Origin of the sequence: Streptomyces sp. NPDC017936 (assembly GCF_044328485.1) — a bacterium.
Lineage (GTDB): Bacteria > Actinomycetota > Actinomycetes > Streptomycetales > Streptomycetaceae > Streptomyces.
The window spans coordinates 371,550-384,539 of record NZ_JBIRHK010000003.1; the positions used below are offsets into that span (position 1 = coordinate 371,550).

Sequence of the window (12,990 nt, forward strand, 5' to 3'; positions counted from 1 at the left end):
CCCGAGGCCCGGCACACCTGTCCCACCCCCCTTCATGACGTTCTCCTACGATCAGGAAGTTGGCAGATGTTCTTCCGTGGCCGCTCACTGAGCCGCCGCATGCCCAGACAGACGGTCGTCGCCACAGTGATCGGGCTTTCGCTCGTGCTGTCCGCGTCGTCGGTCCAGGCAGTGGTGCTCGACGACGGCGACCGGGGCCGCACCAGCCGCCCCGGCGTCCAGGACGACGGGGATCCCGCCGAGGGATCCGAGGCCAAAGCCAAGAAACGTCCCTCCGACCCGGCGCGCAAGGCCGCGGTCGAGGGCCTCGACAAGGCGGTGTGGCCGAAGCAGGGCGGCGCCGAGATGGCCGTCGGGGCCGCCGCCGCGACCGGGGCCGGCGGCCTGCCGGTCAAGGTCGGCAGGGCGAAGGCGCAGGCCAAGGCGGTGACGACGGCCGGCAAGGTCCGCGTCGACGTCCTCGACCCGAAGCGCGCCGGGCAGCTCGGCGCCGGCGTCCTCCTCGGCGTGGCGCGCGCCGACGGCGCGGACGAGGCCGCCAAGGTCCGCCTGACCGTCGACTACTCCGAGTTCGCCGAGGGCTTCGGCGGCTCCTACGCCTCCCGCCTCCGGCTCGTGCAGCTCCCTTCCTGCGCCACGGTCGCCGTGCCCGGCAGCAAGGAGTGCCCGGAGCAGCCCAAGGTGCTGCCCACGGTCAACGACGTGGAGACGGGCACCGTCTCCGCCGACGTGACCGCCGCTCCGGCCCCGGCCGAGGGCGTCTCCACCATGGCCGCCGAGGCGACCTCGCTGGTCGCCGTCGCGGCCGGCCCGTCCAGCGCCCAGGGCACCTACAAGGCCACGGCCCTCGCGCCGTCGGCGAGCTGGAGCGTCGCCACCTCCTCCGGGGCATTCAACTGGAACTATCCCTTCCGGTCGGTGCCGACCCCGGGCGGCCTGACGCCGACCGTCGGCCTGGGCTACTCCTCCCAGTCGGCCGACGGCCGCACCTCGGCCACCAACAACCAGGGCTCGTGGATCGGCGAGGGCTTCTCCTACGACCCCGGCTACATCGAGCGCCGCTACAAGCCGTGCTCCGACGACGGCCACGACAGCTCCGGTGAGCAGTGCTGGGCGTTCGAGAACGCCACGGTCATGCTCAACGGCTCCGCCGGCGAGCTGGTCAAGGACGACACCACCGGCAAGTGGCACATGTCGTCCGACGACGGCAGCAAGGTCGAGAAGCTGACCGGCGCCACCAACGGCGACAACGACGGCGAGTACTGGCGCATCACCACCTCGGACGGCACCGAGTACTACTTCGGCCAGAACCGCCTGCCGGGCTGGACCTCGGGCAACGAGGAGACCGACTCCACCTGGACCGCGCCCGTCTTCGGCGACGACTCCGGCGAGCCCTGCTACAACGCCACCTTCACCAGCGCCCACTGCCAGCAGGCCTGGCGCTGGAGCCTGGACTACGTCAAGGACACCCACGGCAACGTGATGTCCTACTTCTACGAGCGCGAGACCAACCACTACGCGCTGAACGGGAAGACGGACGTCAACGGCACGGCGTACCACCGCGGCGGCTACCTGAAGCGCATCGACTACGGCCAGCGCGACGGCCAGGTCTACGCCGCCAAGGCCCCGGCCCGGATCGTCTTCGACACCGCCGAACGCTGCCTGCCCACCTCCGACTTCGACTGCGCGGAGAGCAAGCGCACCAAGGCGAACGCCGCCAGGTGGCCCGACGTCCCGGTCGACCAGGAGTGCAAGGCGAGCACGAAGTGCACCTCGCCCGTCCAGACGTTCTTCACCACCAAGCGGCTGACGTCGGTCGTCACGCAGATGCGCAAGGACGCCACGACCTACCAGGACGTGGACGCCTGGATCCTCACGCACCTGTTCACGGACAACGGCGACGACTCCAAGACGCTGTGGCTGTCGAAGATCGAGCACGAGGGCCGCGCCGGCACGGCGGTCAAGCTGCCCTCCGTCGACCTCTTCGGCGAGCAGCTCGCCAACCGCGTCGACGCGGTCGGCGACAACATCGCGCCGTTCCACCGCTTCCGCCTCTCGACGGTCCTCAGCGAGACCGGCGCCCAGCTCGACGTCACCTACGCGCCGACCGACTGCACCAAGGCCACGCTGCCGAAACCGGGCGAGTCCACCAGGCGCTGCTACCCCGTGAAGTGGGCCCCGCCGGGCTACCTGGAGCCGATCACCGACTGGTTCCACAAGTACGTCGTCTCCGCGGTCGTCGAGACCGACCGCACCGGCGGCAGCGACGGCATGGTCACCCGCTACGACTACCAGGGCGACGCGGCCTGGCGTAAGGCGAAGCCGGACGGCATCACCGACGCCAAGTACCTCACCTGGGGCGGCTGGCAGGGCTACGGCAGGGTCAAGGTCACCTCCGGCACCGCCGACGTGCAGAAGACCCGCGTCGACTACACGTTCATGCAGGGCATGGACGGCGACAAGGACGCGTCGGGCAACGCGCGTTCGGTCACGGTGAAGGACTCCACGGGCGCGTCGTACTCCGACGACGAGGAGTTCACGGGCCACCAGCTGGAGGTCGCCACGTACGACGGCGCCAAGCTGATCTCGAAGTCCATCGAGACCCCGTGGAAGCACTACACGGCCACCCAGACCCAGAGCTGGGGAACCAGCCGCGCGGTGATCGTGCGCTCGCAGACCGGCCGCGGCTTCAACCTCCGGTCCGACGGCACCTGGCGGGAGACGAAGTCCACCACGACGTACGACACGTCCAACGGCACCGGGCGGGTGCTGACGGTCGACGACCAGGGTGACGTCTCCACCACCAAGGACGACACCTGCACCCGCACCACGTACGCGGACAACACGGCGAAGAACATCCTGTCGCTGCCCGCGCGCAGCGAGTCCGTGTCCGTGAAGTGCGCGACCACGCCGGACCGCAGGACACAGGTCCTGGCCGACGAGCGCACCTCCTACGACGGCGGCGCGTTCGGCGCGGCGCCCACCAAGGGCGACGCGACCAAGACCGAGCGGATGACGTCGCACAACGGCACCACGGCGACGTACCAGGTCACCGGCACCACGACCTACGACGACTTCGGCCGCCCGCTGTCCCAGAAGGACGCCAAGCAGCAGGGCACGACGCAGCAGACGAAGACCGCCTACACCGAGACCAACGGCCTGCTGACGAAGACGACCGTCACCAACGCCGCCGGTCACGTCACCATCACCGACTACAGCCCCGCCTGGGGCATGTCCAAGGGCCAGACCGACCCGAACGGCAAGCGGACCGACCTCGCGTACGACGCGCTCGGCCGGCTGACCTCCGTCTGGCTCCCGGACCGCACGACGGCGCAGACGCCGAGCATCAAGTACTCGTACAACGTCCGCAAGGACAAGGTCACCTCGATCAAGACCGAGAAGATCGAGAACAGCGGCAGCTACGGCGCCGAGTACCAGCTCTACGACAGCATGCTCCGGTCCCGCCAGATCCAGACCGAGGGGCCCGACGGCACCCGGATGGTCGCCGACACGTGGTACGACGGCACCGGGAACGTCAAGAAGACCAACTCCACCTACAACGCCTCCGGCCCCGCCACGGACGAGTTGCTGCTCGTCGCCAACGGCCAGGTCGGTGCGCAGAGCCTGATGGAGTACGACGGCCTGGGCCGGCCGACCGCGCAGATCTTCGCGGTCGGCGGCGGCGAGCAGTGGCGCACCACGACCCGGTACGACGGTGAACTGACCCACGTCGACCCGCCGGTCGGCGGCGTGCCGACCACGACCGTCACGGACGGCCAGGGCAACACGTCGGAGATCCGGCACTACCGCGGGGCGTCGCCGGCCGTCGGCGTGCCCTACGAGTCGACCAAGTACACCTACACCGCGGCCGGCCAGCTGGAGACGGTCACCGACGCTCAGGGCAACGTGTGGCGGTACGAGTACGACCAGCTGGGACGCCAGATCAAGTCCGTCGACCCCGACGCCGGCACCTCGCGCACGGAGTACGACGAGCTGGACCGCCCGGTGGTCGCCTACGACGGCCGGAACAAGAAGACCTCCACGGTCTACGACAGCCTCGGCCGTGTCCTGTCGACCTGGCAGGGCGACCCGAACACCGGTACCAAGCTGACGGAGACCAAGTACGACAAGGAGGGCTGGCTGGGTCTGGCCTACGGCTACCTGAGCTACGTCTCCCCGACGGAGTACTTCGCTGTCGCGGTCCAGTCGGTGGACGACTTCTACCAGCCGCTGAAGACCGCGTACCAGATTCCCGCCTCACAGGGCTCGCTGGCCGGGACGTACGTCTTCACCACGTCGTACAACCGGGACGGATCGGTGCAGAGCACCGGTCTGCCCGCCATCGGTGACCTGCCCGCGGAGGCGGTCACCTACACCTACGACTCGCTCCAGCGCCCGATGACGATGACGGGCACCGACTCCTACGTCACCCACACCGTCTACTCCAGGACCAGCCAGGTCCAGCAGATGGAACTGTCCACGGGCAGCGGCAAGAAGGTCTGGCAGACCTACGAATACGAGAAGGGCACCGACCGGCTGACCCGTTCGGTGGTCGACGTCTACGGCGCGACCGCACCGGCCAAGGACTCCCGGTACTCCTACGACCAGGCCGGCAACGTCCTGTCCATAGCGGACACCGCGAACCCCGCTTCGCCGGACGTCCAGTGCTTCGCCTACGACACCCGTCAGCGGCTGAAGGACGCGTGGACCCCCGCGGCCACCGCGGCGAGCGCCGCCGGCATGGGCACCCGCGGTTCCACCGTCCCGGTGGAGGGCGGCGGCCCGGCGGCCTGTGACTCCGCCGCCGGGTCCGGCGCCCTCGGCGGGCCGGCCCCGTACTGGAAGTCGTACGAGACCGACGCCATCGGCAACCGTGTCTCCGAGACCCATCACGACACGGGGCTGGACGCGGCGAAGAACATCACCCGCAGCTACGAGTACGGCGGCGCGGGCGCCCTGGGCGACGGACCGCACCAGGTCACCAAGGTCGTCGAGAAGACCCCGACCGGTGACCGGCAGTCGTCGTACGAGTACGACGACGCGGGCAACACCACCAAGCGCACCCTCGGCGGCAACGCACAGGTCCTCAGCTGGAACGACTCCGGCCAGCTGACCGAGGTGACCGAGGCGAGCGGTTCGAAGACCGGCTACCTCTACGATCCGACGGGAACGCGGGTACTGCGCAAGGACCCCTCGGGCACGACGGTCTACCTGCCCGGCACCGAGCTGAAGCTCTCCGCCGACGGCACGAAGAAGGAAGCCACCCGCTACTACACCTACCTCGACCAGACCGTCGCGGTCCGTACCGCCGGTGACGTCCACTTCCTCGGATCCGATCACCACGGGACCGGGGAACTCGCGATCAACGCCGCGACCGGAGCGATATCACAGCGCCGTTTCGACCCCTACGGCGTCGATCGCGGCGAGAAGACCGGCACCTGGCCGGGGGAGAAGGGCTTCGTCGGCGGCACGATCGACTCCTCGACAGGTCTGACCCACCTGGGAGCACGGGAGTACGACGCCCAGATCGGCAAGTTCATATCAGCCGATCCGGTCATCGACGTGACGCAGCCGCAGCAGATCAACGGCTACGCGTACGCGAACAACTCGCCGGTCACGCACGCCGACCCGAGCGGAATGATCATCCCGGAGTGCCGGGAGGGTCTGATCGAGTGCCGTGGAGGCGTGCCGTACTTCCCGAAGACCGACACCGAGAAGGCCCAGTCGGACGTCGACCAGGCCTCCCGGAACGTCTCGCAGGCGCGGGCACAGCAGTCGGCGGCCAAGCAGCGGATCAAGTCCGCGGGCAAGGCGCTGGTCAAGATCGCCCGGGACATCCTGGGTGTGGACGCGGCCCTGGACTGCATCTCCAGCGGTGACGTCGGCGCCTGCGGGGAGACCCTGCTCAACATCGCGGGCAGCTTCGCCGGCGGTCTGGCGGGCAAGATCCTCGCCAAGTACGGCGCGCCGTGGAACTGGGCCAAGGGCATCAAGCTCGCCAAGCGGGTGACCGGCCTGGTCGGCGACCTGATCGGCGGCGCGAAGTCCCTCTGGAAGGCCAACAAGGCGGTCGGCAAGGCCGAGGCCGGGCTGGCCCGGGCGGGGCAGAAGCTCAAGGACGCCAGGAAGAAGGCGGCCGAGGCCCTCAAGAAACGGAAGAAGAACGAGGAGGGCGGCTCCTGCCCGGTCAAGGGGAAGCACAGCTTCCTGCCGGGCACGAAGGTGCTGCTCGCGCAGGGCGAGACCAAGCCGATCGAGAAGGTGAAGCTCGGCGACAGGATCACCGTCACCGACCCCGCCACCGGCGGCACGACGGTCCGTGAGGTCGTCGGCACGATCGTCACCGAGGACGACAAGCACTTCGTCGACCTGACGGTCGAGGGGACCTCGGGCAGGTCCGAGACCCTGGTCTCCACCACGACCCACCCCTTCTGGTCGGACTCCGAGCAGGCGTGGATCGAGGCCGGCGACCTCGAACCGGGCATGCGGCTGCACACGACGGACGGCAGCCCGGTCACCGTCACGGCCGTCAGCGCGTTCGACAAGCGACAGCGCACGCACGACCTGACCGTCGAGGACGTGCACACGTACTACGTGCACGCGGGAGGGGTCTCCCTCCTGGTCCACAACTGTGGGGAGGGCGACGACGACTCCGACCCGCTCATGGACGCGGTGCAGTCCGTGGCGGACGAGGCGTCGCAGATCAAGAAGAGCAAGGAACGGCCGGCCGTCGCGGAGGGGATCCAGCTGTCGGACGGCACCGTCATGGCCAGTACCAGCATTCGCGGCGCCAAGGTGCGGGTGCATCCCGCCGTGCAGTCCGTGCTGAACACGATGGCCTCGCACGCCACCAGGGGCAAGGGACACGGCCAGTGCGGACTCGTGGTGTGCGTGTCGCAGGCGCTGTTCGCCGGCAAGAGTCCCACCGGGGCCAGAGGCGCGGCGGTGACGATCCGCAACGACGTCAACCACGAGAAGCACGGCATGCCCATCGGCCCGTGCAACAGCTGTGCCGCCTTGGTGGAGCACTTCGACATCGACTTCGTGACATGAGGGAGATGCGAGACTGGTGAGGAGGAGATCGTGACGCACGGTTCCCGATCGGACCGAGGACGGCGGGACAGATGGAGAACCTGACCGAGGAGATCGAGCGCGCCCTGTCGGCCGCCGGATGGCAGCCGGGCAGGCGTGTGCCGACCAGCGAGTGGCAGAGCCGCCTGGAGGCCTCCGGGGAGGTCACCATGCACGAGGCGGCCCGCCGGTTCCTCGCGGAGTTCGGTGGGCTGTCCTTCCCGCACGCGGGCAACGGCATCTCGATGGCTCGTCAGCCGTTCGACCTCGACCCCCTGCTGTGCCTGGGAGAGGAGGAGCGGTTCGCCGAGTGGAGCGACGAGATCGGAGAGAACATCTTTCCGATCGGCGAGTTCGACGACGGCCGGGGCGGTTTTCTCGGCATCGACGAGAAGGGCATGCTCTACCAGGTCGTCGACACGTTGAGCCGCTTCGCGGAGGAACGGGCCGGGCTGGAGTGCCTGATCCTCGGGATCGCTCCGGAGCCGCTCCTCGACTGAGCGGCTGAGCGGCCCGCCGCACAGGCTGAGAGCGGGGCCCGGTTTGACCCCTCAAGCCGGGCCCCGTAACCTTGAGCGTCGGCGTGTCCACAGACGTGCCACATCCCCGTAAACCTCTTCCTCCCGGATGCCGGTTCCCCGGTGACCGGGAGAGGTCGTCCGTGTTCGTCCCGGACGACTGGACTGCGGGGGTGCCGTTCCCGAGCGAGAGAGTGAGATCCGCGTGTACGCCATCGTGCGCAGCGGTGGTCGCCAGCACAAGGTTGCTGTCGGCGACATCGTTGAGGTTGACAAGATTTCCACCGCCAAGGTTGGCGACACGGTCGAGCTCTCGACCCTGCTCGTTGTCGACGGCGACGCTGTGACCAGCGACCCGTGGGTGCTGGCCGGCATCAAGGTCCAGGCCGAGGTCGTGGACCACCACAAGGGCCAGAAGATCGACATTCTGCGCTACAAGAACAAGACCGGCTACCGCCGTCGTCAGGGCCACCGCCAGCAGTACACGGCGATCAAGGTCACTGAGATCCCCGCGGCTGCGAAGTAAGGGACTGAGGAGACATGGCACACAAGAAGGGCGCATCGTCCACCCGGAACGGTCGCGACTCCAACGCCCAGCGGCTCGGCGTGAAGCGCTTCGGCGGTCAGGTCGTCAACGCGGGTGAGATCCTGGTCCGCCAGCGCGGCACCCACTTCCACCCCGGCTCCGGCGTCGGCCGCGGCGGCGACGACACGCTGTTCGCGCTCCAGCCCGGTGCGGTGGAGTTCGGTACGTTCCGTGGCCGCAAGGTCGTGAACATCGTTCCGGTCGCCTGATCTCAGGCTTTCCGGGAACGCTTCGCGAGGCGGACCTCACTTCCCTCCCGGGAAGGCGGGTCCGCCTTTCGCGTGTTAGCACAGGTAACACCCGTACCTCACGTACATCACTGGAGGCACCCACCATGACCACCTTCGTGGACCGCGTCGAACTCCACGTCGCCGCGGGTAACGGAGGTCACGGCTGTGCCTCCGTCCACCGTGAGAAGTTCAAGCCGCTCGGCGGGCCCGACGGCGGCAACGGCGGACGCGGCGGGGACGTGATCCTCACCGTCGACCAGTCGATCACCACGCTGCTCGACTACCACCACTCCCCGCACCGCAAGGCCACCAACGGCAAGCCCGGTGAGGGCGGCAACCGCTCCGGCAAGGACGGGCAGGACCTCGTCCTCGCCGTGCCCGACGGCACCGTCGTCCTCGACAAGGCGGGCAACGTCCTCGCCGACCTCGTCGGCCACGGCACCTCCTTCGTCGCCGCCCAGGGCGGCCGCGGCGGCCTCGGCAACGCGGCGCTCGCCAGTGCCCGCCGCAAGGCGCCCGGCTTCGCGCTGCTCGGTGAGCCCGGCGACCTGCACGACATCGTGCTGGAGCTGAAGACCGTCGCCGACGTGGCGCTGGTCGGCTACCCGAGCGCCGGCAAGTCGTCCCTGATCTCGGTGCTGAGCGCCGCCAAGCCGAAGATCGCCGACTACCCCTTCACCACCCTCGTGCCGAACCTCGGGGTCGTGACCGCCGGCTCCACCGTCTACACCATCGCCGACGTCCCCGGCCTCATCCCGGGCGCCAGCCAGGGCAAGGGCCTCGGCCTGGAGTTCCTGCGGCACGTCGAGCGGTGCAGCGTCCTCGTGCACGTCCTCGACACCGCCACCCTCGAGTCCGACCGCGACCCCGTCTCCGACCTCGACATCATCGAGGAGGAGCTGAGGCAGTACGGCGGCCTCGACAACCGTCCGCGGATCGTCGTCCTGAACAAGATCGACGTGCCGGACGGCAAGGACCTGGCGGAGATGGTCCGGCCCGACCTGGAGGCGCGCGGCTACCGCGTCTTCGAGGTGTCCGCCGTCGCCCACACGGGACTCAAGGAGCTGTCGTTCGCGCTCGCCGACCTGGTGGCGCGGGCGCGGGCCGCCCGGCCCAAGGAGGAGGCGACCCGGATCGTCATCCGGCCCAAGGCCGTGGACGACGCCGGCTTCACCGTCACCCGCGAGGAGATCGACGGGGAGCAGCTGTTCCGCGTGCGCGGCGAGAAGCCCGAACGCTGGGTGCGCCAGACCGACTTCAACAACGACGAGGCCGTCGGCTACCTCGCCGACCGGCTCAACCGCCTCGGCGTGGAGGAGGAGCTGATGAAGGCGGGCGCCCGCTCCGGCGACGGCGTCGCCATCGGGCCCGAGGACAACGCCGTCGTCTTCGACTGGGAGCCGTCCGTGATGGCCGGCGCCGAGATGCTCGGCCGCCGTGGCGAGGACCACCGCTTCGACGCGCCGCGGCCCGCCACCCAGCGCCGCCGCGACCGCCAGGCCGAACGCGACGAGGCGTCCCAGGAGTTCGAGGGCTTCGAACCCTTCTAGGAGGACGGGGAGGAGCCCGGGACCGGGCGGACTCATCCGGGTCCCAGGCTCCTCTCATCGTCCCCACAGAATCCGCTCCTACCGTCCTTTGACCATGGAGACGGACTGTACGAGCAACGAAACCCAGCGGGCCGCCGGCCGCCCCGCCGCGCGGCCCGAGGCCCTGCCCGCCGGCACCCGCCTGCTGCACATCGGCCCCCACAAGACCGGGACCACCGCCCTCCAGGGCGCCCTGTTCGCGGCGAAGGAGCGGATGCCGGCGTACGGCGTCGAGTTCCCCGCGACCAGCAGGCACCCCATGCAGGCCGTGCTGGCCGCCTGCGCCCGCCCCGGGATGATCGGCGACACCACGCCCACCGAGCGGCACTGGACCCGGCTCGTGGAACAGGTGCGCGCCACCGGCCGGAGCACGTCGGTGATCAGCAGCGAGTTCTTCGCCGACGCCCCCGACGACGCGACCGTCGCGCGGATCGTCGAGCAGCTCGGCGGGGACCGGGTGCACGTCGTGGTCACCCTGCGGCCGCTGGTGCGGATCATGCCCTCGCAGTGGCAGCAGTACGTGCAGAACGGGCTGCGCATGGGCTACGAGGAGTGGCTGGAGCACATGCTCCGCAAGGCGCCGTACGAGAAGCCCAACCCCAGCTTCTGGCGGCGGCACCGGCACGACCGGCTGGTGGAGCGGTGGGTGCGGGCGGTCGGGGCCGAGCGGGTCACCGTCGTCGTGGTCGACGACCGCGACCGGGACGGGCTGCTGCGCACCTTCGAGGGCCTGCTGGGGCTGCCCGCGCATCTCCTGCGGCCCGCCCCGGACACGGCGAACCGATCACTCACCCTCGCCGAGACCGAAATGCTCCGGAGCCTCAATAAGGAATTCCGCGGCAGCGGCCTCCCCGACGAGCTCTATTCCGCACTGGTCCGCAACGGCGCGGTCATGCATATGAAGAACACGTGCAGCCCCACGCCGCGCGACGTGAGGATCTCCACGCCGGACTGGGCGGTGCGGGCGGCCGCCGGGATCGGCGCCGGGATGGCCGGGCGCATCGAGGCGGCGGGCGTGCGCGTCATCGGCGATACCGCCCTGCTGAGCGCCGTCCCGCAGACGGCCGGACAGCCCGCCGAGGAGCCGCGCATCGCCCCCGAAGTGGCCGCTCAGGCCCTCTACGGGGCGCTCGCCGCGGTGGCCGCGGGGCACGGGGGCCGCACCGCGCGTCCGGTGCACCGGACGCCGTCGAAGGAACTCGTGAAAGTGCTCGGACATCGCTGCCTCGAGCGACTGCGACGCCGCTGAGCCGCTTTCCCGTCACCGTCGGCAATGTCGCGGGACCTGTGCAGTTACTCACAGGATTTAATGTGGACATCGGAGGAAGGGTCGCACGAGTCTCGTCAATCACCGGCAACGCAAGGTGAATGACAGGTGGCGCGCACATATGCGCTGAAGGGCGCTCACCTTGCATCGCGGTTACCGCAAGTGGGACCATTTCCCCGTTCCCTGTCGCCCCAAGGTAGGTCACCTGTGTTCCAGCACATAGCCAAGCCCCGTACCACCGCAGTGATCCTGGCCGGTGGCACCGGTCAGCGGGTGGGTCTGTCGATCCCCAAGCAGTTGCTGAAGATCGCCGGCAAGGCAGTCATCGAGCACACCCTGGCCACCTTCGAGAAGGCCGACTCGGTGGACGACGTCATCGTGCTGATGGCGCCGGGCTATGTGCCGGACGTCGAGAAGATCGTGGCCAAGGCGGGGTTCCGGAAGGTCTCCCGGGTCATCGAGGGCGGCGCCACGCGGAACGAGACCACCGAGCGCGCCATCGCCGCCCTGGGCGAGGGACTGGCCGAGGGCGAGGACCTCAACGTCCTCTTCCACGACGCCGTACGGCCCCTGCTCTCGCAGCGCGTCATCGACGACTGCGTCGCCGCGCTCGAGCGCTACCAGGCCGTCGACGTCGCCATCCCGTCCGCGGACACCATCATCGTCACGCGGACGCACGGCGAGGACGGCGAGTTCATCACCGAGATCCCGGACCGTTCCCGGCTGCGCCGCGGGCAGACCCCGCAGGCGTTCAAGCTGTCGACGATCCGCCGGGCGTACGAAGTGGCGGCGGGGGACCCCCACTTCCAGGCCACCGACGACTGCACGGTCGTGCTGCGCTACCTGCCGGACGTGCCGATCCACGTCGTGGCGGGTGACGAGTACAACATGAAGGTGACGCAGCCGGTCGACGTCTTCATCGCCGACAAGCTCTTCCAGCTCGCCTCCTCCGCGGCACCCGAGCAGAACGGCGAGGAGGCCTACCGCGAACTGCTGACCGGCAGGACGCTGGTGGTCTTCGGCGGTTCGTACGGCATCGGCAAGGACATCGCCGAACTCGCCGAGGCCTACGGCGCGAGCGTCTACGCGCTGGGCCGCTCCACCACGGGCACGCACGTGGAGAACCCGGAGGAGGTCGACGACGCGCTGTCCAAGGCGTACTCCGAGACCGGCCGGATCGACTACGTCGTGAACACCGCGGGCGTGCTGCGCATCGGCAAGCTCGCCGAGACCGACAACGCGACCATCGAGGAGGCGTTGAAGGTCAACTACCTGGCCCCCGTGCAGATCGCCCGTTCGGCCTACAAGTACCTCGCCGAGACCAAGGGGCAGCTGCTGCTGTACACCTCCAGCAGCTACACCCGCGGGCGCGCCGAGTACAGCCTCTACTCCTCGACCAAGGCCGCCATGGTGAATCTCACCCAGGCCCTGTCCGACGAGTGGGCCGGCGACGGCGTCCGGGTGAACTGCATCAACCCGGAGCGCACGGCGACCCCGATGCGCACCAAGGCCTTCGGCCAGGAGCCCGCGGGCAGCCTGCTGTCCTCCGAGGCGGTCGCCCGCACCTCCCTCGACGTGCTGCTGTCCGAGCTGACCGGGCACGTGATCGACGTGCGCCAGCAGGACCCGACGGCCGGCGCCAGCCGTGCCTCCGGCTTCGAGCAGGCCCTCGCGGGTGTGCTGGACCGGCAGGACGGCATGGCATAATCGGCCGTAAATAGCCATTGGA

7 protein-coding genes are annotated in these 12,990 nt (G+C 69.4%); all 7 read left to right on the forward strand.

What is annotated here, in order from left to right; translation table 11 throughout:
• The first annotated feature begins 99 nt into the window (after positions 1–99).
• Positions 100–7,053: a polymorphic toxin-type HINT domain-containing protein gene (locus ACH4F6_RS08240; RefSeq protein ID WP_397959095.1), complete on the forward strand. Its 6,954-nt coding sequence runs from the start codon at positions 100–102 to the stop codon at positions 7,051–7,053.
• A 71-nt stretch (positions 7,054–7,124) separates the two neighbouring features.
• Positions 7,125–7,571 (forward strand): SUKH-3 domain-containing protein, encoded by a 447-nt coding sequence (locus ACH4F6_RS08245; RefSeq protein WP_397959096.1) that lies wholly within the window; start codon positions 7,125–7,127, stop codon positions 7,569–7,571.
• Between the two features lie 223 nt (positions 7,572–7,794).
• The gene (gene rplU, locus ACH4F6_RS08250; RefSeq protein ID WP_004931419.1) at positions 7,795–8,115 is read left to right on the forward strand and encodes a 50S ribosomal protein L21; all 321 of its coding nucleotides are present in this window, start codon (positions 7,795–7,797) and stop codon (positions 8,113–8,115) included.
• Between the two features lie 14 nt (positions 8,116–8,129).
• A complete protein-coding gene (gene rpmA / locus ACH4F6_RS08255) occupies positions 8,130–8,384 on the forward strand; it encodes a 50S ribosomal protein L27 (protein WP_040253648.1) in 255 nt (84 codons plus the stop codon).
• A gap of 125 nt (positions 8,385–8,509) precedes the next feature.
• Positions 8,510–9,955, forward strand: coding sequence for a GTPase ObgE (gene obgE / locus ACH4F6_RS08260; RefSeq protein WP_397959097.1), 1,446 nt, complete (start codon positions 8,510–8,512; stop codon positions 9,953–9,955).
• 94 nt (positions 9,956–10,049) lie between these two features.
• Positions 10,050–11,243 carry a hypothetical protein gene (locus ACH4F6_RS08265; protein WP_397959098.1) on the forward strand — a complete coding sequence of 398 codons (1,194 nt, stop codon included), beginning with the start codon at positions 10,050–10,052 and terminating at the stop codon, positions 11,241–11,243.
• 225 nt (positions 11,244–11,468) lie between these two features.
• Positions 11,469–12,968 (forward strand): SDR family NAD(P)-dependent oxidoreductase, encoded by a 1,500-nt coding sequence (locus tag ACH4F6_RS08270; protein WP_397959099.1) that lies wholly within the window; start codon positions 11,469–11,471, stop codon positions 12,966–12,968.
• The last annotated feature ends 22 nt before the right edge of the window (positions 12,969–12,990 follow it).

Bases quoted from the DNA above. Each gene is read 5' to 3' on its own strand.
- ACH4F6_RS08240 (WP_397959095.1), top strand. From the start codon at position 100: ATGCCCAGACAGACGGTCGTCGCCACAGTGATCGGGCTTTCGCTCGTG.
- ACH4F6_RS08245 (WP_397959096.1), top strand. From the start codon at position 7,125: ATGGAGAACCTGACCGAGGAGATCGAGCGCGCCCTGTCGGCCGCCGGA.
- rpmA (WP_040253648.1), top strand. From the start codon at position 8,130: ATGGCACACAAGAAGGGCGCATCGTCCACCCGGAACGGTCGCGACTCC.
- obgE (WP_397959097.1), top strand. From the start codon at position 8,510: ATGACCACCTTCGTGGACCGCGTCGAACTCCACGTCGCCGCGGGTAAC.
- ACH4F6_RS08265 (WP_397959098.1), top strand. From the start codon at position 10,050: ATGGAGACGGACTGTACGAGCAACGAAACCCAGCGGGCCGCCGGCCGC.